This is a genomic window from Nocardioides sp. Root190, from assembly GCF_001428565.1.
Taxonomy (GTDB): Bacteria; Actinomycetota; Actinomycetes; order Propionibacteriales; family Nocardioidaceae; genus Nocardioides.
The window spans coordinates 640,837-665,884 of the sequence record NZ_LMIA01000008.1 but is presented as its reverse complement, the minus strand read 5'-3'; the positions used below and the strand labels follow the sequence as shown (position 1 = coordinate 665,884).

Annotated in this window: 25 protein-coding genes; 10 read left to right on the top strand and 15 right to left on the bottom strand. The window is 68.9% G+C overall.

All coding sequences use genetic code 11. The features are described from left to right. The first annotated feature begins 101 nt into the window (after positions 1-101). From ASE01_RS09525 to ASE01_RS09510, 4 genes are all read left to right on the top strand, one after another. Entirely contained in the window at positions 102-824 is a 723-nt protein-coding gene (locus tag ASE01_RS09525) for a succinate dehydrogenase cytochrome b subunit (protein ID WP_056749964.1), read from the top strand. Between the two features lie 12 nt (positions 825-836). Next, positions 837-2,900 (top strand): fumarate reductase/succinate dehydrogenase flavoprotein subunit, encoded by a 2,064-nt coding sequence (locus ASE01_RS09520; protein WP_082605936.1) that lies wholly within the window; start codon positions 837-839, stop codon positions 2,898-2,900. Continuing rightward, positions 2,897-3,640: a succinate dehydrogenase/fumarate reductase iron-sulfur subunit gene (locus tag ASE01_RS09515; protein WP_056749961.1), complete on the top strand. Its 744-nt coding sequence runs from the start codon at positions 2,897-2,899 to the stop codon at positions 3,638-3,640. The genes ASE01_RS09520 and ASE01_RS09515 overlap by 4 nt, the downstream gene beginning before the upstream one ends. A gap of 73 nt (positions 3,641-3,713) precedes the next feature. Then, on the top strand, positions 3,714-5,006 hold the full coding sequence (locus tag ASE01_RS09510; RefSeq protein WP_056749959.1) for an adenylate/guanylate cyclase domain-containing protein: 1,293 nt from the start codon (positions 3,714-3,716) through the stop codon (positions 5,004-5,006). 13 nt (positions 5,007-5,019) lie between these two features. Here the strand turns inward: ASE01_RS09510 and ASE01_RS09505 are convergent, their stop codons facing one another. The 9 genes from ASE01_RS09505 to ASE01_RS09465 form a co-directional block, all read right to left on the bottom strand. Continuing rightward, complete coding sequence (locus ASE01_RS09505) at positions 5,020-5,607, bottom strand: hypothetical protein (RefSeq protein ID WP_157537216.1); 588 nt, start codon at positions 5,605-5,607, stop codon at positions 5,020-5,022. After that, positions 5,595-6,845, bottom strand: a complete 1,251-nt coding sequence (locus ASE01_RS09500) for a hypothetical protein (RefSeq protein WP_056749948.1) — start codon at positions 6,843-6,845, stop codon at positions 5,595-5,597. Before ASE01_RS09500 ends, ASE01_RS09505 begins: the two co-directional genes overlap by 13 nt. After that, positions 6,842-7,564, bottom strand: a complete 723-nt coding sequence (locus ASE01_RS09495; protein ID WP_056749946.1) for an ATP-binding cassette domain-containing protein — start codon at positions 7,562-7,564, stop codon at positions 6,842-6,844. The genes ASE01_RS09500 and ASE01_RS09495 overlap by 4 nt, the downstream gene beginning before the upstream one ends. Positions 7,565-7,586: 22 nt before the next feature. Then, positions 7,587-8,066, bottom strand: a complete 480-nt coding sequence (locus tag ASE01_RS09490; RefSeq protein WP_056749944.1) for a hypothetical protein — start codon at positions 8,064-8,066, stop codon at positions 7,587-7,589. 101 nt (positions 8,067-8,167) lie between these two features. Next, positions 8,168-8,395 carry an SCO4848 family membrane protein gene (locus ASE01_RS09485; protein WP_056749943.1) on the bottom strand — a complete coding sequence of 76 codons (228 nt, stop codon included), beginning with the start codon at positions 8,393-8,395 and terminating at the stop codon, positions 8,168-8,170. A gap of 24 nt (positions 8,396-8,419) precedes the next feature. Beyond that, on the bottom strand, positions 8,420-9,469 hold the full coding sequence (locus tag ASE01_RS09480; RefSeq protein ID WP_056749941.1) for a YihY/virulence factor BrkB family protein: 1,050 nt from the start codon (positions 9,467-9,469) through the stop codon (positions 8,420-8,422). 4 nt (positions 9,470-9,473) lie between these two features. Continuing rightward, positions 9,474-9,977, bottom strand: coding sequence for a 2'-5' RNA ligase family protein (locus ASE01_RS09475; RefSeq protein ID WP_056749939.1), 504 nt, complete (start codon positions 9,975-9,977; stop codon positions 9,474-9,476). Beyond that, positions 9,977-11,065 carry a tryptophan--tRNA ligase gene (trpS, locus tag ASE01_RS09470; RefSeq protein ID WP_082605933.1) on the bottom strand — a complete coding sequence of 363 codons (1,089 nt, stop codon included), beginning with the start codon at positions 11,063-11,065 and terminating at the stop codon, positions 9,977-9,979. Before trpS ends, ASE01_RS09475 begins: the two co-directional genes overlap by 1 nt. Positions 11,066-11,116: 51 nt before the next feature. Further along, positions 11,117-12,343, bottom strand: a complete 1,227-nt coding sequence (locus ASE01_RS09465) for an MFS transporter (RefSeq protein ID WP_235535931.1) — start codon at positions 12,341-12,343, stop codon at positions 11,117-11,119. Between the two features lie 188 nt (positions 12,344-12,531). Between ASE01_RS09465 and ASE01_RS09460 the strand changes: the two genes are divergently transcribed. Next, positions 12,532-13,356: a hypothetical protein gene (locus ASE01_RS09460; protein WP_056749937.1), complete on the top strand. Its 825-nt coding sequence runs from the start codon at positions 12,532-12,534 to the stop codon at positions 13,354-13,356. Here the strand turns inward: ASE01_RS09460 and ASE01_RS09455 are convergent. Next, positions 13,341-14,189 carry an SDR family oxidoreductase gene (locus tag ASE01_RS09455; protein ID WP_056749934.1) on the bottom strand — a complete coding sequence of 283 codons (849 nt, stop codon included), beginning with the start codon at positions 14,187-14,189 and terminating at the stop codon, positions 13,341-13,343. The two genes, ASE01_RS09460 and ASE01_RS09455, sit on opposite strands and share 16 nt — an antisense overlap. 20 nt (positions 14,190-14,209) lie before the next feature. Further along, positions 14,210-15,550, bottom strand: a complete 1,341-nt coding sequence (locus tag ASE01_RS09450; RefSeq protein WP_056749928.1) for a cytochrome P450 — start codon at positions 15,548-15,550, stop codon at positions 14,210-14,212. Positions 15,551-15,662: 112 nt separating this feature from the next. Here ASE01_RS09450 and ASE01_RS09445 point away from each other — a divergent pair, with 112 nt between their 5' ends. Continuing rightward, the gene (locus tag ASE01_RS09445; RefSeq protein WP_056749925.1) at positions 15,663-16,265 is read left to right on the top strand and encodes a TetR/AcrR family transcriptional regulator; all 603 of its coding nucleotides are present in this window, start codon (positions 15,663-15,665) and stop codon (positions 16,263-16,265) included. A 22-nt stretch (positions 16,266-16,287) separates the two neighbouring features. On the opposite strand, the gene ASE01_RS09440 is transcribed toward ASE01_RS09445, so the two are convergent. From ASE01_RS09440 to ASE01_RS09430, 3 genes are all read right to left on the bottom strand, one after another. Further along, complete coding sequence (locus tag ASE01_RS09440; RefSeq protein ID WP_056749923.1) at positions 16,288-18,399, bottom strand: hypothetical protein; 2,112 nt, start codon at positions 18,397-18,399, stop codon at positions 16,288-16,290. A gap of 225 nt (positions 18,400-18,624) precedes the next feature. Next, positions 18,625-19,974 carry an HNH endonuclease gene (locus ASE01_RS09435; RefSeq protein ID WP_162260285.1) on the bottom strand — a complete coding sequence of 450 codons (1,350 nt, stop codon included), beginning with the start codon at positions 19,972-19,974 and terminating at the stop codon, positions 18,625-18,627. A gap of 202 nt (positions 19,975-20,176) precedes the next feature. Then, on the bottom strand, positions 20,177-21,010 hold the full coding sequence (locus ASE01_RS09430) for a hypothetical protein (protein ID WP_056749917.1): 834 nt from the start codon (positions 21,008-21,010) through the stop codon (positions 20,177-20,179). Positions 21,011-21,417: 407 nt separating this feature from the next. Between ASE01_RS09430 and ASE01_RS09425 the strand changes: the two genes are divergently transcribed. The 3 genes from ASE01_RS09425 to ASE01_RS09415 all read left to right on the top strand — a co-directional run bounded on the left by ASE01_RS09425 (position 21,418) and on the right by ASE01_RS09415 (position 23,457). Then, positions 21,418-21,783: a hypothetical protein gene (locus ASE01_RS09425; RefSeq protein ID WP_056749914.1), complete on the top strand. Its 366-nt coding sequence runs from the start codon at positions 21,418-21,420 to the stop codon at positions 21,781-21,783. A gap of 193 nt (positions 21,784-21,976) precedes the next feature. Continuing rightward, a complete protein-coding gene (locus ASE01_RS09420; protein ID WP_082605930.1) occupies positions 21,977-22,579 on the top strand; it encodes a TetR/AcrR family transcriptional regulator in 603 nt (200 codons plus the stop codon). A gap of 116 nt (positions 22,580-22,695) precedes the next feature. After that, the gene (locus ASE01_RS09415; RefSeq protein ID WP_056749905.1) at positions 22,696-23,457 is read left to right on the top strand and encodes a hypothetical protein; all 762 of its coding nucleotides are present in this window, start codon (positions 22,696-22,698) and stop codon (positions 23,455-23,457) included. 66 nt (positions 23,458-23,523) lie between these two features. Here the strand turns inward: ASE01_RS09415 and ASE01_RS09410 are convergent, their stop codons facing one another. Then, positions 23,524-23,940: a DUF1761 domain-containing protein gene (locus tag ASE01_RS09410; protein WP_056749903.1), complete on the bottom strand. Its 417-nt coding sequence runs from the start codon at positions 23,938-23,940 to the stop codon at positions 23,524-23,526. A 100-nt stretch (positions 23,941-24,040) separates the two neighbouring features. Between ASE01_RS09410 and ASE01_RS09405 the strand changes: the two genes are divergently transcribed. Beyond that, on the top strand, positions 24,041-25,033 hold the full coding sequence (locus ASE01_RS09405; protein WP_082605968.1) for a helix-turn-helix transcriptional regulator: 993 nt from the start codon (positions 24,041-24,043) through the stop codon (positions 25,031-25,033). Positions 25,034-25,048: the final 15 nt, after the last annotated feature.

Below are 25,048 nucleotides of genomic sequence, written 5' to 3'. Positions count from 1 at the left end.
CGGTCAAAGTCAACCGACCGCGCGGTAAGGGTCGCCTTACGTGCCTATGTCACATGATCCGTGTCACCTACTGCCCAGTAGCAGGGGTAGCGTGAACCCTCGTGGCAACGACGACGCGATCTGAATTGGTCAAGGGCTCACGTGCAGCCCGCACGACCATCGCCCTCAAACTCCTGATGGCCGTGAGCGGCCTGCTGTTCATCGGCTTCGTGCTGGGGCACATGTACGGCAACCTCAAGGCCTTCGCCGGTGAGGAGAAGTTCAACGAGTACGCGCACCACCTGCGCGAGCTCGGTGAGCCGATGCTCCCGTACGAGGGCTTCCTCTGGATCATGCGCGTCGGCCTCCTCGTGGCGATCATCGTCCACGTCGCGTGCGCCATCGCGCTCTGGAAGCGGGCTGCGGACGCCCGACCGGTGAAGTACGTCGCGAAGAGGAACAGCGGCTCGTCCTTCTCCTCCCGCACGATGCGCTGGGGCGGCGTGACCGTCCTCGTCTTCATCGTCTGGCACCTGCTCAACTTCACGGTCGTCAAGATCAACCCGAGCAACGGCGAGACGGGGGACCCGGACCACAGCCCGTACGCCCTGCTCGTCGACACCTTCGACCTGTGGTGGATGACGATCCTCTACCTCATCGCGATGCTCGCGCTCGCGCTCCACCTCCACCACGGCACGTTCAGCTCCTTGCAGACGCTCGGCCTGACCAACTCCGCCGTCTCCCGCGCCCGCGCCCGTGCGGCCGGCTGGGTCATCGCGATCGTCGTTGCTGGCGGCTTCTCGTTGGTCCCGCTGTCCGTCCTCGTCGGCATCATCGAGAAGTAAGGGGCCAACGACATGGCTGCAGGAACCCACTACCTCCCCGGTCTGACCCCGACCAACAAGCCGTCGGTCCAGAAGTCCGACGACGCCGCCGGCTTCTACGAGCTCGGCGAGAACGTGGTCGACGAGAGCGCTCCGACCGGCCCGATCGGCGAGCGCTGGACCACCCGCAAGTTCGAGAACCGCCTGGTCAACCCGGCCAACCGCCGCAAGCTCGACATCATCATCGTCGGCACCGGCCTGGCCGGCGGCGCTGCCGCCGCCACGCTCGGCGAGGCCGGCTACAACGTGAAGTCCTTCTGCTACCAGGACTCCCCGCGCCGGGCGCACTCGATCGCCGCCCAGGGCGGCATCAACGCGGCCAAGAACTACAAGGAGGACGGTGACTCGACGTACCGCCTCTTCTACGACACGGTCAAGGGCGGCGACTACCGCGCCCGCGAGTCGAACGTCTTCCGCCTCGCCGAGGAGTCGGTGAACATCATCGACCAGTGCGTCGCGCAGGGCGTCCCGTTCGCCCGTGAGTACGGCGGCCTGCTCGACAACCGTTCCTTCGGTGGCGTCCAGGTGTCCCGCACCTTCTACGCCCGCGGCCAGACCGGCCAGCAGCTGCTGCTCGGTGCCTACCAGGCCATGGAGCGCCAGGTCGCCGCCGGCACCGTCGAGTCGCTCACCCGTCACGAGATGCTCGAGCTGATCGTCGTCGACGACAAGGCCCGCGGCATCATCGCGCGCAACATGGTGACCGGCGAGATCGAGACCCACCTCGCCGACGTCGTCGTGCTCGCCTCCGGCGGCTACGGCAACGTCTTCTACCTCTCGACCAACGCGATGGGCTCCAACGTCACCGCCGCGTGGCGGGCGCACCGCAAGGGCGCCTACATGGCCAACCCCTGCTACACGCAGATCCACCCGACCTGCATCCCGGTCACCGGCAGCCACCAGTCGAAGCTGACCCTGATGTCGGAGTCGCTGCGCAACGACGGCCGGATCTGGGTCCCCAAGAACGTCGAGGACTGCGAGAAGGACCCGCGTGAGATCCCCGAGGCGGACCGCGACTTCTTCCTGGAGCGGATCTACCCCTCGTTCGGCAACCTGGTCCCCCGCGACATCGCCTCGCGTGCCGCGAAGTACATGTGCGACGAGGGTCGCGGTGTCGGACCGGAGATCTCCGAGATCGGTCCCGACGGCGAGGAGCGGCTCGTCCGCCGTGGCGTCTACCTCGACCTGACCGACGCGATCAAGCGCCTGGGCAAGCACGCGATCGAGGAGAAGTACGACAACCTCCTCGACATGTACGAGCGGATCACGGGCGAGAACCCGTACGAGCTGCCGATGCGCATCTACCCCGCCGTCCACTACGTCATGGGCGGCCTGTGGGTCGACTACGAGCTGCAGTCCAACATCAAGGGCCTGTTCGTGACCGGAGAGGCCAACTTCTCCGACCACGGCGCGAACCGCCTCGGTGCCTCGGCGCTGATGCAGGGCCTGGCCGACGGCTACTTCGTGCTCCCGAACACCATCCGCGACTACCTCGCCGACGCTCCGTTCGACAAGATCCCCGAGGACCACCCCGCCGTGGTCGAGGCGCTCTCGTCCGTCCAGGACAAGGTCAGCCAGTTCCTGTCGATCAACGGCACCCGCTCGGTCGAGAGCTACCACAAGGAGCTCGGCTCGATCATGTGGGAGTACTGCGGCATGGAGCGCACCGAGCCCGGCCTCAAGATCGCGATCCAGAAGATCCGCGACCTGCGCGCCGACTTCTGGACCAACGTCAAGGTGCTCGGCTCCGCCGACAACATCAACCAGGACCTCGAGAAGGCCGGCCGCGTGGCCGACTTCCTCGAGCTGGGTGAGCTCATGTGCGTCGACGCGCTCAACCGGCGCGAGTCCTGCGGTGGTCACTTCCGCGGCGAGTCGCAGACCGAGGACGGCGAGGCACTGCGCCACGACGAGGAGTTCGCCTACGTCGCGGCCTGGGAATGGGGCGGCGACTCCAACGACGGCGGTCAGCCGGTCCTGCACAAGGAAGACCTGGTCTACACGGCCATCGAGATGAAGCAGAGGTCCTACAAGTGAAGCTCACGCTCAAGATCTGGCGCCAGGAGAACCCCAGCGCCACCGGTGGGATCCACACGTACGAGCTCGACGGTGTCTCGAAGGACATGTCCTTCCTGGAGATGCTCGACCTGCTCAACGAGCAGCTCGTCACCGGTGGCGAGGAGCCGGTGGCCTTCGACTCCGACTGTCGCGAGGGCATCTGCGGCATGTGTTCGCTGATGATCAACGGCGAGGCGCACGGTCCGGAGGTCACCACGACCTGCCAGCTGCACATGCGCTCGTTCAACGACGGCGACACGATCACCATCGAGCCGTGGCGCGCCGAGCCCTTCCCGGTCCTCAAGGACCTGGTGGTGGACCGGTCCGCCTTCGACCGGATCATCCAGTCCGGCGGCTTCATCTCCTCCAACACCGGCTCGGCGCCCGAGGCCAACTCGGTGCCGGCGCCGCGCGACAAGGCCATGCGGGCGTTCAACGTCGCGACCTGCATCGGCTGCGGCGCGTGCGTCGCCGCGTGCCCGAACGGGTCCGCCTCGCTGTTCGTGGGTGCCAAGATCACCCACCTCGGCGAGCTGCCGCAGGGCCAGCCCGAGCGCTGGTCCCGGGTCGTCGACATGGTCGGCCAGCACGACCACGAGGGCTTCGGTGGCTGCACGAACATCGGCGAGTGCGCCTCCGCCTGCCCCAAGGAGATCCCGCTCGACGTGATCTCGCAGCTCAACAAGGACCTGCGCACCGCGCTCAAGAACGGCTTCTGACCGCTCGAGGTTCCTGCTCGGCCCGGCTCGCGTTTGCGCGCCGGGCCGATGCCTTTTCTGACACCATGCGCCTGTGGGGGTCAATCCGCTTCGCGGCTGGGTGCTCGAGCGTCATGCGCAGCTGCACATGCGTCGCTGGATGCTGGAGTTCGACCAGCGCGAGGCCGAAGAGGAGTTCGTCGCCTACGACGACGTGATGGGCGTCAACGCCGGCCCGTTCGCCCTCTCGATCGGCGTCTTCTTCACCGTCGTCTACGGCGTCGTCGACGTGCTGGTGCTGGACGACGGCCTGCTCGGCGCCGTGCTGATCCGGCTCTCGATCGTCGTGCTCTTCGCGATCTCCCTGGTGATGCTCGCGCGGTCGATGCTGGTGCACCGCTTCCCCCAGGCCTCGACGACCCTGCTGATCGCCCTCATCCTGGTCTCGCTCGGCCCTGCCCTCGGCCTGGTCGGGGACTTCCCGCCGGAGTACCTCCGCACGTCGTGCAGCGTCACCCTGCTGGGTGCGGTGGGCCTGCTGCGCCTGCGGATGCACGCCGCGATGGCGGCATCGGTCGTGTACGTCGCGTGCTGCCTGTCCCTGCCCGGAGTGCGCAACGGCGGGGTGGATGCGCTCGCCAGCCACGTCGCCCCGACGCTGGGGATGGCCTCGATCGCGGTCCTGATCGCCTACGCGCTCGAGAAGCTGCGTCGTACCGACTTCCTGCGCCAGCGCGAGGTCGAGCTGGAGCAGGCACGCTCCGACGAGCTCCTGCACAACGTGCTGCCCGTGACGATCGCCCACCGGTTGCGCAACGGTCCGGGGGCGATCGCGGACTCCGCACCCAGCGTCAGCGTGCTGTTCTCCGACATCGTCGGCTTCACGCCGGTCTCGGAGGCGCTCGAGCCGGAGGAGCTGGTGCAGCTGCTCGACACGATGTTCCGCGCGTTCGACGCCCTGTGCGACCAGCGCGGCGTGGAGAAGATCAAGACCGTCGGCGACGCCTACATGGCGGTGGCCGGTCTCCCCGACCCGGACGAGGACCATGCCGCCTCGATGGCCGAGCTGGCCCTCGACATGCAACGCACCCTGGCCCGCCTCTCCTCGACCTGGCCGAGCCCGATCGCGATGAGGATCGGGATCGCGTCGGGGCCTGTGGTCGCCGGTGTCATCGGCCAGCGCAAGTTCACCTACGACCTGTGGGGCGACACCGTCAACACCGCCAGCCGGATGGAGTCGCACGGTCGCCCGCACCGGATCCAGGTGTCCGCAGCGACCCACGCCCTGCTGGAGGACCGCTATGCGTTCAGCGACGCGCAGGTGGTGGACGTCAAGGGCAAGGGTCCGATGACGACGTACTTCCTGTTGGGCGCCGACGTCCGCTGACCTCGCACCTCGCTCAGTCCGAGGCGGCGGCGCGGTCGCCGAGTCGGGCGTGGAGCAGGAGCATCAGTGCCCAGCCGGCCCACACGGCGGCCTGGGCGGCGAGCGGCAGGGCGTCCCAGATCCGCGCCGGGGTGAGGTCACGAGCGGCGTGCACCTGCACCAGGAGGACGATGATCGGCACCGCGGCGAGGACCGGGGCCAGGCGCCCCAGCACCACCGAGGCGCCGAACACCAGCCCGGTCATGACCGCAGCCGAGGCGCCGAGCATCGGCTGGGCGGCGCTGGCCCCGACCAGCTCGCCGCCCGCGCCCGCCACCAGGCACACGAGCAGCGACCAGGCCAGACGGGCCCGCACCGCCGGCTCGTGCCAGAGCAGGCGCGGCACCGCACTCGTGGCACCGAGCCCGGCGAACAGGGCCAGCAGCGGAGGGACCAGCAGCCACACGGGCAACCGGCCGCCGCGCACGCCCGGGACGGACGACCACGCATGGAGGACGCCGACGAGCGTGACGACGCCGAGCGCGATCACCAGCGCCGTGGCGTCGTGCGCGACGAGCCATGCCCGCAGGACGCTGCCCCGGCGAGCCCTCACTGCGCCCACGGGACGGTGATGGTGTCGAACGCGCACGAGCGCAGCGCGGCGTAGGTGCGCACGACCCATGCCCGGGTGTCCTCGGACCCGATCTGGTCCAGCCAGGCCTGCATCGGCGGATCGAAGGCCTCCGGTCGCCCGCCCGCGCGGAACACCATCCACTCGACGAGCACCTGCTCGGCCTCGAAGACCACGTCGGCCGGCGGCCCGGCGGGGTCGGACCACTGCGGACACGCCTCGGGACGGGTGAGCAGGGACGCCCCGTCACGCACCGAGGGCCGGTCGATTGTCAGTGGTTGGAGGAGGCCACGCCCCGGCGAGCGCGGACGGTAGGGCAGCTCCTCGTCGAAGCGCGGCGGCAGCCGCACGCCGGCATCGGCCAGCGCGGTCGCAGGAGCGCGCAGCGCCTGCTCGGTCCGCTCGAGGTGGCGCACGCTGGAGCCGGACAGGCACACGGCAGGCGCCGTGCCCCGGCAGCGCGAGGGTGACTCGTCCGACATCGTCCACGGGTAGGAGCCGACCCGGTCGAGGTTGACGAGGGCGCCGGCCAAGGCGATCGCCGCCGCGATCGCCGCGGCCAGCCGCAACCTCCGCCCGCGACCCCGGCGCCGATCGCGCCCCTCGCGCCACGGCAGCATCGCCACGACCAGGCAGCCGGACAGCGCCACGAGAGCGAGGACCCGGCCGACCAGCACGCCCGGCTCCCACACCAGTCCCGCCAGGGAGCCGGTCGAGGGCCCGTGGCGCAGCAGGTCGGCCACGGGGTGCGGGGCGTAGGCGCCCACCAGGAACACTAGGACGGGGACGGCGAGGACCACCACGCGCTGCGGCGCCCACCACGTTGCCAGCGCTCCGGCCAGGGCACAGACGGCGAGCGTCGAGATCCCTGCGGACAGGGCCCACCACTCGAGCGGACCGCCGTGGGGCCCGGCCAGGGTCACGATCGCCGCGACGAGTCCCGTGCCCAGCAGGACGACCGATCCGACCAGCCAGGCATCCGTCGCCGAGCGGACCGGGACCAGCCAGCCCCGCGGGGACACCTGCGCCACGGCCGCGACCCGGTGGGCGTTGAGCTGGAACGCCGCGGCGAGGCCCCCGACCAGCGGCCCCGTCAGGACGGTGGAGCCGTTGACCGCGTCGACGGTCCACGACCACTGGCCCGGCCACTCGCGATAGGTCCACAGCGCGAACGCCGCGACCACAGCGAGTCCGGCCGCACCGAGGACGCGGCCGGTCCGGTCGATCATCGGGTGCCTGCCCGGGACCGCAGCCTCAGGAAGGCCGACTCGAAGTCCGACATGCCCTCGACCGGACCGGCGGCCCCGACCGCCCTGAGCTCCTCGACCGCACCGTCGAACGCAATGCGCTGCTCGTCGAGCATCACCATCCGGTCCACGATCGGGACGAGGTCCTCCAGCGCGTGGCTGCTCACCATCACCAGGGGCGCGTCCAGGGCGCCGATCAGCTCCCGGAACCTGACGCGCTGCTCCGGATCGAGACCTGCGGTCGGCTCGTCGAGGAGCAGGACCTGCGGTCGCCCCAGCAGCGCCTGGGCAAGGAGGAGCCGTCGCTGCATCCCTCCGGAGAGCTCGCCGATCCGGCTCGACCCGCGCCGGTCGAGGCCGACGGCCTCGACCACCCGCTCGACCTCGGCGGCGCGCTCTCGTCGCGGGACCGCCTTGAGCCAGGCGACGTAGGCCAGGAAGTCGACGCCGCGCAGGTTGCGCGGCAGCCGCAGCTCCTGCGGCATGTAGCCGATGTCGGCCAGCTCGCGGCGGCGTCCCGGGCCGAGGCCGGTGACCTGCACCGATCCGTCACTGGGCTCCAGGGCGGTGCTGAGGATGCGGATCAACGTCGACTTGCCGGCGCCGTTGACCCCGATCAGGCCGACCCGCTCCGCGCCGAGCTCGAGGTCCAGCGCGTCGAGCACCGAGAACCCGTCGTAGGAGTGGGAGACACCGGACAACCGGAGGGACGGTCCGGTGGGCTCAGTAACCAAAGGACGGCAACGCCTTGGCGCTGCACGGGTCGTTGCTCCATGCCTGGATCTCGCAGATGTCGATGTGTCCGCGGGCGGTCGAGGAGTTGCCGCTCAACCTCCGCGAGCGGGTGTGGGTCTTCCACGACGAGCTCGTGGTCGACTCCGTCTGCTTCGACGCCGAGGTGATCCAGCAGGTGCCGACCTGGCCGCAGGTCGCGTTGTGCTCGTAGTACTGGAAGTCGGTCTCGACACGGACCGCGTCGCCGCCGGGGCGCATGTCGGCGTACGTCGCCTTGTTCTTGGCGTAGGTGCTCTCGGAGTTGTAGAAGTTGCCGAACGCCTTGCCCTGGCCGACACCGTCCTCCCTCACGATGAGGGGTTTCGACTGTGACCACCACGTCACGCCGGATGCGCTCGAGGCGAAGGCGATGAGCAGGGCAGGTAGAACCGCGACCGTGAGCAGGGCGCGAAGGGCTGTCGAACGCATGGGTCCTCCCGAGAACCGTCCTCGCTGGGACGTCCAGCGAGGATCAGACCGTAGAACACCATCTTCGTATGGTCAAGCAGGCGATCCGGCGCCTGTGGACATCAGTCCGTGCGGGTCGCCTTGAGGGCCTTCCAGCCCAGGGATCCCAGCAGTCCGGCGATCGCGAAGTTCACGACGATCAGGACGGTGTGCGCGATCCAGTAGCCCGCGGCCCGGTCCTCACCGGCGTCGTAGGCCTGGTAGAGGTTCTTGGCGAAGTTGCCGAAGGAGAAGACGTTCCAGGCGGCAACGGCCAGGAGGAGCAGGGCGTGCTTGCGCTCGAACTTCACCGGGACATTGTCTCAGGGGTCCCGTCAGGCCCGGCGCCGCCCCAGCCACGCGCCCACCAGGGTGCCGGCGGCACCGCCGATGGCCAGTGGCCGGGCCCACGCCCGCTTGCCGGCGGGCGGCGCGCCCGACGCCTGGTTCGCCGACGCGTCGCCGGAGACCGCTGCGGCGATGGCGAACGCAGCGGGGCTGGGCGGCACCGCGGCGGGGTGGTGGGCGGTGTGGGCCCAGGCGGCGGCGTACAGGGTGACGCGGGAGAAGTAGTTGATCCAGACCAGCAGGATCAGCGCGATGCCGAAGGCCTGGAAGGCAGGCTGACCCCTGGTGCCGGTCAGCAGCACTCCGGAGAGCTGCTTGAGGATCTCGAAGCCGATCGCCCCGAGCCAGGCGCCCGACCAGATGGCGCGCGCCGGGATCCGCGGCTGGGCCAGGATCCGGAACATCAGGAAGAACAGCAGTGCCGAGGCGGCGAGGCCGAAGGCGAGGGCCACCAGCGTGACCAGCCAGCCCAGGCCGCTGCCCAGGCCCACCAGGTCGAGCGCGCCCTCCGAGGTGCGGGTCAGCACCCCGGACACCGCGACGCTCAGCAGCAGCACCGCACCGAGCACCGCGAGCGAGAGGAGGTCGCGCACCTTGGCGACGATGAAGCTGGGCTGGAGCCGCTCGGGCATCTCGAAGACGACGATGAGGGCGGTCTGCAGCGAGCTCAGCCAGCCCAGACCGGCGTAGAGCACACCCGCCAGACCGATCAGCCCGACGGCGCCGGCGGCGTCCTGGATGTCGGAGAGGGGGATCTCGTTGGCGCCGTTGCCGACCAGTCCCGGGAGGATCTCGTTGATCGCGGTGAGCAACGAGTCCTGCGCGTCGGGGAACACCTTGGCGACGTACCCGACGACGAAGAACGCGAGGGCGAGGACCGGGAAGACCGACAGGAAGCCGAAGTAGGTGACACCACCGGCCTGCTGGCCGGCCTTGAGCGCCGAGAAGTGTTCCTGCATGCGGACCACGTGATCGACGAAGGGCGAGCGGGCTCGGAGGTCGGCCACACGGGCCTTCACACGGTCGATCAGGGTCATCTCGTCACAGGGAGAAGGTGCGGGTGGCCCTCCAACCCTCCTCCTCGTCATGGACGTACAGATGGAACTCCGATACCCCGAACCGGCAATCGAATCCGGCCAGCTCCTCGAAGGCCCGGTCCAGCGTCGGGTCGTCCAGGTGGTGCGCGACGGTGACGTGGGGGTGGTACGGGTACTCCAGGTCGAGGGCCAGCGGCCCTTCGCGTACGGCGTCGGCGAGCTGCTCGCACTGGGAGATCCCCTCGACCAGCCCGATGAACACCACCGGGGAGACGGGCCGGAAGGTGGCGGTGCCGCGCAGGTGGACGTCGAACGGCGCGATCCCGGCCCCGGCCGTGGCCAGGTGCGCCTCGATCGCGCTCAGGTCGCCCTCGACCTCGGTCGGGGGGATGAGGGTGATGTGGCTCGGCACGCCCTCGGCGGTGGGGTCACCGATCGCGATCCGGTAGTCGTACAGCTCGCTGGCCCACGGCTCCGGAATCGCGATCGCGACACCGATCACCGGCATCAGGATCCCGCCGGACGCAGCGGCGTCGGGGCGACGAAGCCCACCCGTTGGTAGACGTCCTTGAGCGTGGCCCGCGCGACCTCGCCGGCCGTCTCGGCGCCCTGGGCGAGCACCTGCATGAGGTGGTCCTGGTCGTCGAGCAGCTCGAGGGTGCGGTCGCGGAACGGGGTGACGAAGTCGACCACCACGTCGGCGAGGTCCTTCTTCAGGTCGCCGTACATGCGGCCGGCGTACTGGTCCTCGAGGGCGGTGATCGCCTCACCGGTCAGCGCGGAGTAGATCGTCAGCAGGTTGCTGACACCCGGCTTCTCCTCGGGGTCGAAGCGGACCACGGAGTCGGAGTCGGTGACCGCGGAGCGGATCTTCTTGGCGCTCACCTTCGGGTCGTCGAGCATCTCGATGATGCCGGACGGCGAGGACGCCGACTTCGACATCTTGGCGGTCGGCTCCTGCAGGTCGGCGATCTTGCCGGTGGCCTTGAGGATGTAGGGCTCGGGCAGCCGGAAGGTCTTCTTGTAGCGGCTGTTGAAGCGCTGCGCGAGGTCGCGGGTCAGCTCGAGGTGCTGGCGCTGGTCCTCGCCGACCGGCACGTAGTGGGGCCGGTAGAGCAGGATGTCGGCCGCCTGCAGCACGGGGTAGGTGAAGAGGCCGACGCTGGCCGCCCCCTCCCCCTGCTTGGAGGACTTGTCCTTGAACTGCGTCATCCGCCGGGCCTCGCCGAAGCCGGTCAGGCAGTTGAGCACCCATCCGAGCTGGGCGTGCTCAGGCACGTGGCTCTGCACGAAGATCGAGCTGCGCGCCGGGTCGATGCCCATCGCGAGCAGCTGGGCGGCGGCACGCAGGGTGCGCTCGCGCAGCACCTTCGGGTCCTGCTCGACGGTGATCGCGTGCAGGTCGGCGATGAAGAAGAAGGGCTGGTGGTCCCGCTGCAGGTCCACCCACTGCCGGGTCGCGCCGAGGTAGTTGCCGAAGTGGAAGGAGTCCGACGTCGGCTGGATCCCGGAGAGCACACGCGGACGCGCGGCACCCTCGGGAACGGCCGGCTGCGCGGTCTCCGGCACGGGCGGGTGCTCGGTGGTGGCAGACATGGGGTCGATTCTCTCAGGCCGCACCCCGGGCCGCGACAGGCCCTGTCCGCGTCAGGACGTCGCGATCAGCTGGGTACGGCGATGCAGTAGTGCGGACACGACCAGGATGACCACGCCGACCGCGGCCAGGCCGGCTCCGACCAGCGCCGGAGCCCGGTAGCCGTAGCCACCGGCGATGACCAGGCCACCCAGCCAGGCGCCGAGGGCGTTGGCGATGTTGAGCGCGGCGTGGTTCATCGCGGCGCCGAGGGTGACGGCGTTGCCAGCGACGTCCATCAGCCGCAGCTGGAGGTTGATCACCAGGACCGAGCCGACCGCGGTCACCATGAAGGCGACCGGCAGCAGCCACCACCCGGCGGGGGCGACGACCCAGTAGACGAGCATCAGCACGATGCCGGCGATGCCGGAGCCCAGCAGGCTGCGGTAGACCGACCAGGCCGCGAGCTCGCCGGCCGCCCACGTGCCGGCGACCATGCCGAGCCCGAGCGCCAGCACGAAGACCGGGACGGTGCCGCGGTCCAGGTCGCCGACGTCGGTGACCGTCTTGGCGATGTAGGAGTAGACGGCGAACATGCCACCGAAGCCGACCGCGCCCACGCCCATCGTGAGCCACACCTGGAGGTTGCCGAAGAACTCGCGCGCCTCCCGACGACCGCTGGCCTCGGAGTCCCCCGGGATCGACGGGACCGCCGCGAGGACCATGACCACGGTGGCGAGGGCGAGCAGGCCGCCGAGCAGGTACGTCGAGCGCCACCCCACCTGCTGGCCCAGGAAGGTGGCCAGCGGGACCCCGACGACGTTGGCCACCGAGAGCCCGAGCATGACGCTGGCGATGGCGCGACCGCGGCGATCCGGGGGCACCAGGCTCGCGGCCACGAGACTGGCGACACCGAAGTAGGCGCCGTGCGGCAACCCGTCGAGGAACCGGGCGGCCGTGAGCACCTCGTAGTTGGGTGCCGCGGCGCTGAGGAGGTTGAAGGCGGCGTACGCGCCCATCAGCCCGACGAGCATCCCGCGGCGCGGGAGAGCCGCTCCGAAGAAGGCGAGGATCGGGACGCCGACCACCACGCCGATGGCGTAGGCGGAGATCACGTGGCCGGCCGAGGGCACGGAGACGTCGACGCCGTCGGCGATCTCGGGCAGCACGCCCATCGTCATGAACTCGGTGGTCCCGATGGTGAACCCGCCGACCGCGAGCGCCAGGATCGCCAGCGCGGGTCGGGAGTGGGACACCGTCGGGCGGCCTTCGGTGGAGGTCGTCGTCGGCGTGGAAGTCACGTGGGATGGTAACTGCCCTCCGCGGCCCGCCATTCCCGGACGTCGGATGTTTCCCGCAGGGCCCGCCGCGGGGTGGCCGGGGTCACGTTCCTTCTCATCCCTACTGCCGCCGACGCGGTCCCGGTGCTCGAATGGAAGGTCCGTCCGACCGGCGGCACGTCACCACCAGCAGGAAGCAGTGTGAGCCCATGTCCGCTCCCCGTCCCCGAACTCGTCGCCTCGGCGCACTGGTCGCCACCCTCCTCGTGGCGCCCCTGCTCGCGGTGTCGCTGACGAGCGCTCCCGCGGCGGCCGGAGCGCCGTACGTCGTGACGCTCACCTCGTCGAACTCGACGATCACCTACGGCGCGAAGGTGACGCTGCGCGGCAAGGTCTCACCGGCCGCGGACGGCCAGCGCGTGAAGGTCCAGCGCCGGATCGAGAGCGGGGCCTGGGCGACGATCGCCACGCCGCGTCTGAGCACCAGCAGCACCTACTCCCTCGTCACGACGCCGTCGAAGGGCCGCACGTCCTACCGCGTGATCAAGAGCGCCTCCAACGGCCATGCCGCTGACGCGAGCCCCACTGTGCTGGTGAAGGCGTGGCGCTGGCGCACCCTCGTGGGCGTGGCCCCGAAGGCGTCGAACGACCTGCGGACCGGGACGTACGCGCAGGACGGCTTCACCCACGGCGCAGGCGTGTCCCTCGGCAACACTGGCTACGTCCAGTGGCGGGTCATCAGCTGGCGCTGCACGCGGGCCCGCGCCGTCGTCGGCGTCCCCGACACCGCTCCCGACGGGACCACCTACAACGGCGTGATCAGCTGGGCCGAGGACGACGGCGACGACCTCGGCGACGCCGAGTTCACGATGCGCAAGTACGACTCACCGCGGGTGTTCATGATGAACAGCCGCTACTCCACGCTCGTCGCGGACGACACCGTCCAGTTCGAGGCCTACCGGGCCGACGGCGGCTCGGCCGACTCCTCGGCCCGCCTCGTCTTCGCGGCCCCGGCGGTCTACTGCAACTCCTGATCCGTACGGCTGCCCGCCGCTGCCCGCTCCTCGTAGGCGGCGCGGGCAGCCGGGTCGGCCGAGGCCAGGACGTCGTCGGCCTTGAGGGCCCTGGTCATCGCCGACTGCACGACCCGCGGCAGGGCCAGCGTCGACTTGCTCAGGCCCTGGGTCCAGCGCGGCACCCACAGCTCGGCGCGCGGCTTGAGCACGGCAGCCTCGACCACCTCGGCGACGTCCTCCGCGGTGACCGGGCGGACGCCGCGGGCGGCGGGGACGCCGGCGGAGAGCTCGGTGCGGACCACCGTCGGGAGCACCATCGTCACCTCGATGCCCTTCGGGGCGAGCTCGGCGCGCGTGGCCTCGCTGAACCCGACGACAGCGAACTTCGAGGCGGAGTACGTCGCCCCGTGCGGCAGCGCCACCCGTCCGACGGCCGAGGCGACGTTGATGATGTGGCCCCTCCCCCGCTGGGCCATCGCGGGCGCCACGGCCTTCGTGCCGAAGATGACGCCGTGGACGTTGACGTCGATGATCGTCTTCGCCTTCTCGTTCGACTCCTCGAGAATGGAGCCGAGCGGCATGATGCCGGCGTTGTTGACCAGCACGTCCCACGGCCCGAGGTGGTCGACCTCGGCGAGGAACGCGGTCCAGGACTCCGGGTCGGTGACGTCGAGGCGTGCGGCGGCCACCTTGTCGCCGTACGACGATGCGACGTCCTTGGCGAGGTCGACGTCGAGGTCACCCAGCGCGACCCGGGCTCCCTGACGGGCGAACCGCTCGACGGTGGCGCGGCCGATGCCGCGGGCACCTCCGGTGACGATGATGGACAGGCCTGCGATGGAGCTGCTCACGATGGGTTTCCTTCGGTGGTTCAGAGTCGGACGAGGTCGATGGGCTGGCCGTCCTTGGGGAACGGCAGCGAGTGGTTGTCGAGCGGCGCGACGTACGACGGGTCGACGGACCAGCTGTGCGTGCGGAGCAGGCGGTGCATGATCGCCTTCACCTCGGCGCCGGCGAAGTAGAGGCCGATGCACTTGTGGACGCCGCCACCGAAGGGCGACCAGGCGTAGCGGTGCGACTTGTCCTCGCGGCGCTCCGGGCCGAACCGGTCGGGGTCGAAGCGCGTGGGCTCGCTCCAGAGCTCAGGCATCAGGTGGGAGAGCTGGACGCCGACGGCGACGTGGGAGCCGGCCGGCACCCGTACGCCCTGCACGACCGTGTCCTTGATCGCACTGCGCGCCAGCATCGGCACCGGGGCGCGAAGCCGCAGGGACTCCTTCATCACCAGGTCCAGCGAGGTCAGCTGCTCGAGCTCGGCGAGGGTGGGCTCGTCCCCGAGCACCATCGACTCGGCCCGGCAGCGCTCCTGCCACTCGGGGTGCTGGCCGAGGTGCTGGAGCATCGTGGAGGTCGTGATGGTGGAGGTGTCGTGGGCCGCCATCATCAGGAAGATCATGTGGTTGACGACGTCGTCGTCGGTGAACCGCTCCCCGTCCGAGGTCTCGATGTGGCAGAGCACCGAGAACAGGTCGTCGGTGCGGTGCGCCCGCTTCTCGGGCAGGTAGTGGCGCAGGAAGTCCTCGAGCACCTTGCGTCCGCGGTAGGCGCGGCCCCAGCGGGTGCCCGGGACGTGGGCGCGCACCACCCCGCTCGCCGCCTGAACGCAGTCGACGAACGCCTTGTTGACCCGGTCCATCTCGGCGCGCGAGGTGTCCGCGGCGCCGCCCATGAAGATGTCGGCCGCGATGTCGAGGGTGAGCTGCTTCAGCGCGGGGTAGCACCGGAACCCCTCGCCGGGCTGCCAGGTCGCCACACCCCGGGCGATCGCGGGATGCATGGGGGCGACGTACGACGCCAGGCGGTCGCGCGTGAACGCCTCCTGCATGATCCGCCGGTGGCCGTGGTGCTCCTCGAAGTCGAGCAGCATGAGGCCGCGGTTGAAGAAGGGGCCCACGAGGCTGCCCCAGGCGGGTCCGTTGGCGAAGGCCTTCTCACCGTTGCGGAGGACTTCCTCGCAGGCGTCGGGACCGAGCATCATCACGAAGGTCTGGCCCAGGAACGGGAACGGTGACACCGGCCCGTAGGTGTCCCACTGGTGCTGCATCAGCGCCACGGGATCGCGGGCGTAGTCGGTGACCCGACCCAGGAACGGGAGTCCCTTGTCGCCCTTGCCGATCGCGGGGAGCTCGCGAATCGTCTGTCCAGCCGTCATCACTGACCTCCTCGGCACGACCTCGGCGTCGCACCTCGTCGGGCCCAGCCTCATTCAGGAAGGGCGTCCTGTCAACCTTCTCTTCGGAGGTCGGACGTGACAGGCTGAGGACATGGCAGTGCAGTCCGGGACCTATCGCGGCGTCAGCGCCGCCGACCGCGCAGCCGAGCGCCGTCGGCGCCTGCTCGACGCCACCCTCTCGGTCTGGGCGGCCCCCGACACCCGCACCACGATGACCGCCGTGTGCGCCGAGGCCGGGCTCACCGAGCGCTACTTCTACGAGAGCTTCACCGGTCTCGAGCAGGCCCAGACCGCCGTACTCGACGACGTTGCGACCGAGATCGAGAGCACCACCCTGGCCGCCGCGGAGGCCGCCGGCCCCGACCCGGCCCAGCGGATCCACGCCGCCATCACCGCCTTCGTCGACCTCCTGCTCGCCGACCCCCGCAAGGGCCGCGTCGCGATCGTCGAAGCCGGCTCGATGCCGGCGCTACGGTCCAGGCGCACCGAGCTGCTGCGCCACTTCGCCCACCTCGCCGCCGAGGAGGCGCACGAGACGCACCGGTCGCGGCGACGTGAGGACGAGCTCGCCGGTCTGCTGTTCATCGGTGGGATGGCGGAAGTCGTCACCGCGTGGCTGGACGGGGTGCTCGACGCGACGCCTGAAGAGGTCGTGGCGACTGCGAGCCGGGGGTTCCTGGGGTTGTACGGCTGAGGCGTCGGGGGCGCGGCTGGCTCTAGTGCATGTACACGCGGAGCGTGGTCGACGCTGGGGTCGCCCGGCTCGAGCCGAGGTAGTCAATCCGAACTGTCACCCATCCGCGCCGGCCGAAATAGAGATCCCTGCGGATCAGGTCGCGAGTCACATTGGAGCGGTAGACGCGCCCGGGGTACCTGATCGTGATCGAGCCACCGGGTCTGGACTGGCCCGAGGTGAGGACGCGGACCTGGAGCTGCGCGCTCAGGTGCTCCCGGTTGCGCACCCACCGCGCACGAATGACGGTCCGGGCCTTCACCACGCCGGTCATTGGCGACGTGGTGGAGGCCATCAGACCGGTGATGGTCGAGCGGGCAGTCACCTTCACCGTCAGCCGGTCGCCGACGTCAGCTGTCACCAGACGGTAGGACCCACCCGTCGCCCCGGCGATGGGCTTCCCGTTGCGGTACCACTGGTGCGAGCGCCCGTCGGCCGCAAAGTTCCAGACGGGCGTTGTGGCGCGCAGGACGGCGCCCGACACGCGCGACCCCGTGATGGCGACACGCACCGTGGCTCGCGGCGCAACGATCGTCACGGGCGCAGATTCAGAAATCGCAGGTTGGTGGCCTGTCAGCATCGAGACTTGGCGGACCGTGAGCCGACAGCCAGCCGTCGTTGCGGGCAACCTGACCGACGCTCCCGTCAGTCCGAGCGACACGCCATCACACAGCCACAGGAACCGAGTCGTCCCAGGGGTGGGCGAGACCGGCACAGCACTGGTGCTCACCTCGAGCCCGGCGATCGCCGTTCCCTCGATGACGGGCGCACCAGCCGCGGCCAGTCGGAACTGCGGGAGGTGGCTCACCGTCTGGTCAGCGACTGACAGATGGTTCCGGTCGAGGTGGTCGAGCGTCTGGAGCGAAGACCTGTACGTCTTGCTCGGATACCAGCTCCTCACCAGGAGCGGATGGTCGTAGCGCAGATTGACGTCGGGCATCGAGCTCGAGCCCAAACCGGAGATCGACCACGTTCCGTCGCTCGCCGAGACGGCCGATCCTTTGACGTCATCGGTCCCATGGGCGAACGCGGTCACCGCGACTCCTGCCATCGGGTCTCCCGCGGTGTCACTGACAACGCCGTTGATCGTTCGCCCGCCGGGGAGCTGAAGGTCGGGGAGCGCGAGCGTCTGCCCCTCGGCGGGATGGAGGGCAGTGGCGCCGGCCGCGTCCGGTGCGCCGCCCAGCCAACCGACGCCGTACTTGTCGTTCGGAGCGACTGCTTGCAGCGTGAGAGTTGTGGCGGGTACGACCAGGGAGAACTCGCCAGTCTTGAGGTCGGAGTCGGTCACCGTGGAGGATCCGAGGTCGAGCCGTTGCCCGTCCTCGATGATCGTGGCGCGCACCTTTGCCGCGATGACGGCGTCGTTGACGTTGGTCGTGCGCCCCGTCACCGTGGCGGTCGCAGGCATGTCGATCGCCAGGCCACTCAGCTCCTCGCCGCTGGCGACCTGCAGCGCGGGAGAGTTCCTCCAGTGGTACTTGTTGCCATTGAAGCGAGCCACACCCGTTGCCCACCGCAGACCGACAGTGACGGGAGCCTCGGTCGTGATCCACACGGCAAACTCGCCATCCGCGATGGTGCGGAGCAGCGAGCCGGAGCCGATTCCAGGCGTGGCCCGCATCAGCAGGAGCGATGACGGCTTGGAGCCCGAATAGGTGCCGCGAATGACGCCTGCCGGGTCGAGAGCGACCGACGCGTCCACGATGCCGCTCGTACCGACGTCGATGATGCTCGCCGATGCCGCGGTCTCACCACCGCCGTACCAGTGTGTGATCGTCTGTGTTGATGTGAATCTCAGCCGATACCCGCGCGCGAAGCCCACCGGGATCTGAAAGCGCCCGTCAGCGTCGGTGTACTTGCCACCGCCGCTGGGCGTGTCAGAGGTGATGTCTCCCGTGAACACCACCAACACGCCTTCGAGCGGCGATCCGTCGACGCTCGAGGTCACTGTGCCACTCACCACCGCAGTCGATCCGGGGAGATCAGCACTGACGACGTGCTCGACGCTTCCAGCCGCGCCGTTGGCAGGCAGGACGAGCACAGGAACCGAGAGGACGGTCGACGCGACCAGGATCCCGAGCAGACGAATCACCGCAGCAGGCTATCCGGGCTGACCGACGCCTGCGGAGAAACGCGACGAGCCGCCACTCTCCCGCGCCGGCGTACGCCGAGACGCTCCAGCAACAGGTTGCGATCGGCTTGCACCTGGGCACTGGGTCGAAAGCCAACGCGTGCCATTCGGATGAGTTGGGCGATCGGTGCGCGGCATGGTCCCAACGCTCGGCGACCTTCATGCCACGGAACCTCGACATGCGCCTCAGGCGGCGCGTAGCCATTGGATGTCGATCATGAAGGCTCGGGGTGGCCCGTGGTCACCCCACCCGGGTGGGGCAGGGGCGGTGGCGTGGTAGCGGTGGCCGGTGGGGGTGGTCGTGGTCACGGCGGGTCGGCCGATCGGCGAGTCGGCGCTCTGGCGCCAGCCGGCTTGTTTGGCGTGGTTGCACGCCGCACAGAGCCCCTGACCGTTGTGGTGGTCGGTCGCACCGTCGTCCTCGACGGGGACGATGTGGTCGGAGTGTTGGATCGGGGCGTCACACCAGGGGGTTGCGCAGATCCCGTGGCCTTGGACCTGCAGCAGCTCGGCGAGACCGTCGGGAAAGGTACGTTGACGGCTGGTCAGGGCGACGAGTCGGCCCAGGGGGTTGGCGTAGAGCTGCCGGAACCACGCCCCAACGCCCTCGGTGATGGAGTGCGCGAGCAGGAGGCGGGCGGTCTCGGCGGGTACGACCTCCCCGGCCACCCCACGGGCGGTCAACAACGCAGGGGCATGACCGCCGGCCAACGTGGGGGCGGGGAGGGTGATGTTGACGGTGACCGGCACCGCGGGCGCTTGGGCGGGGACGCCAGTGTCGGGGACCCCGGTCAGCCGGGAGACGACGAGGTCGGCCGTGAGCTGGCGTCGGGAGCGGTCGTCGCCGGCAGCCTTCTTGGCGTCGGCATCCCTCTGCAAGGTGGCGTAGACGGCGACCCCTTGGGCCATTGGAATCAGGGTGGTGAGGTAGGCCATCGTGTCCGGCGCGGGGCGCAACGACACCCCACGCTCGGACTCGGCCTTGCGGTTGCGCCGCGCGACCGCCGCGGGGTCCAGGAGCGCGACCCGGCGCCGGACGCGGCCAGCAAGTTCCCGGGTCCCGACCCCGACCAATGCAGCCGGGGAACAGCACAGCTCCTCATCGACCGCGGCTCGTTGCTCGGCGTTGAGGCATCCGGTCTCGCGGGCAAGGATCGTGGCTCGGAACTCGTTGAGCGTCCCGTCACGCAGGCGGTCCAGGGTGTGCGGCATCTCAACGACCAGCACCCGGGCCAGCCCGAGCAACGACTGACCCCTGGCTGCGGACTCCTTGCGGGCCAACGCGACTTCACCGCCCACCCCGCGCCCCTGAAGGCGGGAAGCGACACCTGCCGCGGCCTCGCTGGCACGACGGGCAGCATCGAACGCCACCGCGGCCTCAGCCTGCACCGCCCGCGCCGTCGAGGTCAGGTCCTCCAACGCCGCAATCAGGTCCACCAAGTCACCCGCGTCACCCTCGCAGGCATCTGTGCTGCCTCGGGCCAGCCGATCACGCCACGCCACCACATCAGAAGCAACCACCGGGGAGACGTTCATACGCATATGGTAACTCGAACACACGTTCGAAACAACCCCAGAACCGGTCTACTCACAGATCCGAGCGTTGTCCGTGGACCGACGTTCCGCCCCCGCCGACCATGACCGCGAAGGGCAGTGGCGCACGCGGGTCATGAGCAATCGGGAGCCGGAGGAGGGTGGCACATTCCGCCACTTCTCTGGCATCCACCGGGGGGGCGGTCTACTCGGTCTCGCGCTCGCTGGCTCCATCGCGAATCTGTTCGACCACGACGGTGCTCGTCTCGACGCTTGCCGCGAAGTCAGGATTCAGTTCGAGTTCCTCATCGAAGTCGCCGTTCAGGTTGGCAGCCAACGTGTCGGCCAGGCGGTTTCCCATGGGTCGAAACGTCATGAAGGTCAGGCCCCCGGCGATCACGCCGCCAGCAACCGGGACCGCTTTGGTAATCGTCTTCTCCACAGACTTCTTTGTTACCTGCTTGCCGACCAGCGCACCGACCTTCTTGACCAGCGGGTACCACGCCGTCTTCGTGAGTGCCTGCGCCGCGACCTTCTTGCCGAGATTCGCGCCTGCAAGCTTCGACGTCTGAGAGACGAGTGCCGCAGCGCCAGCTGCACCGAACATGGCCCCTAGGTACGCGATCACACGAATCTGGGCCGCCTCGGACAATTGCCCGCCATCGTCGAACAGGTCGTCCTCGCCGAACAGGTAGGCGAGTTGCTGAGCCAAGTTGATGGCGAAGCCGAAGTACTGGGCGACGTCGGCGCCACCCGCCGCGATCATCACCACAGGATTGCCTGGCAGGCCGGTCGCGAAAGACGCCATAGAGGTCTTCGCCGTGCTGTTCTTGATGATCGAGTTGGCCTTCTGGCGCAGTGATTCGACCGTGTAAACCGCCTGTGGACCGCTCTCGAGAACGACGGCCAGATGCGGGGACGACGCGAACTGCTTGCGCAGGAAGGCCTCGCGTTCAACGTGAACCATGGGCAGTTTGGACACTGCGCCGATCGTTTGCAGTGTCGTTGCATAGAGCTTGTCCTGAGAGTCGTCCGCCATGCAGGAGACACTACGACGAGGGCGGGATTGGGTCCTCCCGAGTGTGGGCGGTGTGTCAGGGCAGACGAGTTGCACTTGTGTCCTTCCGCCGCCCGTGGGGCACCGATCGCTACTCCGGAAGACCCCATGGCGACTCTGCCCATCGCCGCTCGACCTGACGGACGGCAGATGCGGTGCTCACGCTGGATGTGATGGTCTTGAGGACGCCGAGGAGGTCGTTCAACCTTTCGTACTGCCGCGATTGGCCGGTGTTTCGCGGAGAGTCCAGTTTTACTGGGTGTTGGACGCGCGCTGGTCTACTACCGCAGGACTCGGTAGCGCCAAGCATTTCAAGACAGCTAGATCCCGTCGACACGTGCGAAGTCCAACAGCCGCTCTCCAAGCGGCACTGACTATCGTTGGGGGCGATGATCACCCGCCGCGACGCTGCCCAACGCTTGGACATCCCCTTGGAGATGGCCACCCGGCACGGCCTTCCCACGACGCTCACTGAAGCCGAACTGGCCGAGATCGAGGACAGCCCGCCACCGTGGCTGGTCCAGTCGCGTGCCAACCGGATCGGCAAGAAGCCGGTGTGGGTCGAGCTGGTGTGCAACGTCTGCGGGTTTGCCGAGAAGGCCCGGCCGAAGAAGTGGTGGCCGGAGTTCACGTACGTCAGTTGCGACTTCCATCAGCCCTCCGATGTACCGAGCCCGGGCCAGGGCGAACATCGTACGGAGATGCCGGGGGTTGGCGGCCGGTTTGTCGGCTGGGTCGACACGCCCATCGACTGAGCAAACACGCTGCCCGCTCTCAGAGCACGACGATTCTCACAGTCACTCCGCCGCATTCCGGGCACCCGACCCGCCAGCAGGTGCTCCGCTACGAAGCGAGCTGCGGCCGGTGCAGGTTCGCTTGATTGAGCAAGGTCCGCTGCTGCAACCTTCTGCCCGTGCAGGTTCCTCGAGCGAGTGAGAGGATCCGGTCGTGTCCCCCGCCAACCCCGATCCAGCAACGCGGCCCAAGGCCACCGCGCTCGCCACGGGCGATGACTACCGCGAGCGAATCCTTCAAGGCGCAACGCGTTCGATCGCCCGGCACGGCCTGGAACGCTCCTCGATGGCATCCGTCGCGCGAGAGGCCGGCGTCTCTCGGCAGACCGTCTACACGTACTACAGCAATCGCGACGACGTGCTCCGTGACGCAGTGACGCGCAGCGCCACCGAACTCACCGAGACCGCTCTGGCCCAAGCACGGAAGGCCAAGACCGCGGGCGAGTTCCTGGTCGAGTTGACCGTCGGCGTCTTCTACGGAGTGCGTGATCATGCCGCGATTCCAGCGATGCTCTACTCGCTGGAAACTCCCGAGGGGCGTGAGATGGCGATGTCGAGCTCCGTCCTGTCCATCGTCGCCGATGCCCTCTCGCCGCTGGTCGAGTACGACGCCGGCCTGGCATCCAAGCTGGATGCCATCGCCGAGGCCTCGCTGCGCATGACCGTCTCTTTGCTGACGTTCCCCAGTCAACGCACCCGCAGCCGTGAAGTCCTCCGGCAGTACCTGGCAGACACCCTCGCCCCCCTGGTCCACTGACCGTGATTCAACCCCAGTGAAGGCATAGCATCTGATCGACATCCTGGACACTTTATGTCCGATGTGTCAACCTGCCTCGACCGCTCTCATCGGGCGCGACACAGACAGGAGATGTCATGGCATCGGCAGCGAAGAAGCAGGCCTCGCCCACCGAGGAGGGAACGCGGAGCAAGTCCTCGCTCCAGAAGGCGCTCCTCGCGGCACTTGCCGTGTTCGTCGCCTCGGTCCCCTTCTTCTGGTATCTCGAGGTCCATCTGGGCGTCTCCCACAAGGTCGCGTCGAACGGCATGACTCTCGTCGGCGTCTCCGTGTTCGTCACCGCCCTCGCCCTCCCGTGGATGAACCTGCCCGGCATGGCCGGACGTACGAGGTCCCAGAAGTTGGACGGCATGATCCTGGTCTGGCTCTTCATCTGCCTCGCGCCACGGTTCATCTGGGAACTTCCCTGGCTGCTGTTCCTCGACCAGATCAAGCAAGGCGTTCTCGACAACGCACTCTGGACCTACTTCTGGTCGCCCTACCTCTCCGGAGGCGACGCCCGCTACCTCAACGGCGACCCGCTCGTCGTCACTCTGGAGTGCATCGCCCTCTTCGTCGGCATTTTCGAGCTGTACGCCGTGGTCATGTTCTTTCGCCAGGGCAAGCGCTTCACCCTCACCCAACTCTCCTTCGTCATGGCGGGCATGATCGTCGAGGTCACCCTGCCGATGGTCTACTTCGGCACCGAGATCGCCAACAACCTCGACAACGTGTCCAGCACAACGGACCTCATCATCAAGTTCGGCCTGCTGAACATCTTCTGGTGCACCATGCCCCTCATCACCTACGCGTGGGGCGCCCGACGCATCGCCCAACAGAATTACGAAGTCAACTTCTAGCCCGGGTGCGTCCTACCGCGGCGACCGCGCCGCCCTGAAGACCGCCAGCAGCTCGCGGCGGACTCGCTATCGCATGACCACCAGGATGACCGAGCTCGCCACCGCGCTGACGACGAAATAGGGAGCGTTGAGCAGGCCGTAGTACAGCGGGCGGGGGAAGTTCGGGTTGAGGGCGATCTGGAAGGTCATCGCGCTGAGGTAGCCGATGCCGATGATCAGGCCGAAGACGACGGCATCGCCGGTGCTGGTGATGTCGAGCGCCTCGACCAGCACGGCGGTGGTGAGGGTGACGATCAGGGTGCAGACAAGTGGTCCGAGGTTGCGGACCAGGTCGCTCTGCGGTGCCGGTTCGTTCTCGCGGCCGAGCGCGACGAGATAGGGCTTGGCGATGACGGCGGCGAACCAGACACCGGCCAGGACGATCGAGACGGCCAGTGCGACGGCGAAGCTGAGCCAGTTGATGTCGGCGAGAACGTTGAACACAAGGACTCCTTGATCTCGATGGCCACGGTGGTCATCGCTCAGGGAACCTTCTCGTGAGTTGCGGACAGGATGTGTCCTGTACTTGCGACAGACTGCTGTGGTGACCACGACATCGTCTCGACTTCTCGCGCTGCTCTCGCTGCTGCAAGCGCGGCGCGACTGGTCCGGGGACGTGCTCGCACAACGGCTCGACGTCACCACGCGGACCGTGCGTCGCGACGTCGACCGGCTCCGCGAGCTCGGCTACCAGATCGCCGCGTTCAAGGGTCCCGACGGCGGCTACCGGCTCGACGCAGGCGCCGACCTGCCCCCGCTGCTGTTCGACGACGACCAGGCCGTGGCGCTCGCGGTCTCCCTCCAGCTCGGGGCCACGGCAGGCGCGGGCATCGGTGAGGCAGCGCTGCGCGCTCTGACCACGCTCCGTCAGGTGTTGCCCTCACGCTTGCGGCACCGGCTGGACGCTCTCGCCTTCGACAGCGTCAGGGCCCCGGGAACCAGCGAGACCGAGGTCGACAGCGCCGTACTCCTGACGCTCGCGGGGACCGTCCGCTCGCAGGAGGTGCTGCGGTTCGACTACGGCACATCCGCGGACGACGCCGCCCCACCGCGTCGCGTCGAGCCGCACCACGTCGTGACCTGGCACGGGCGTTGGTACCTCGTCGCCTGGGACCTCGAGCGCGCCGACTGGCGGACCTTCCGCGCCGACCGCATCCGACCACGGATCCCCCACGGTCCACGGTTCGCCCATCGCGAAGTGCCCGGTGGGGACGTCGCGACCTTCGTGACCGGCCAGTTCCGCGGCAACGAAGGATCGACCGCCTGGCCCTGCCAGGGCGAGGCGATCATCGACCGCCCGGTGGCGGAGGTCGCACCCTTCATCGGCGACGGCGTCGCCGAACCGATGTCCCACGACCGGACCCGGGTCACCCTCGGGTCCTGGTCCTGGCCCGCACTCGTGGCGTCCTTCCTGCGCTTCGACGCCGACATCGAGGTCGTCGGACCCGACGCACTGGCCGTTGCCATGAGGGAAGCCGCGGATCGATGCCAACGCGCCGCGTCCACGAGTCGAGGGCGAACCGCTCCCGGCCCCTGACCGCCCTGGGGATCT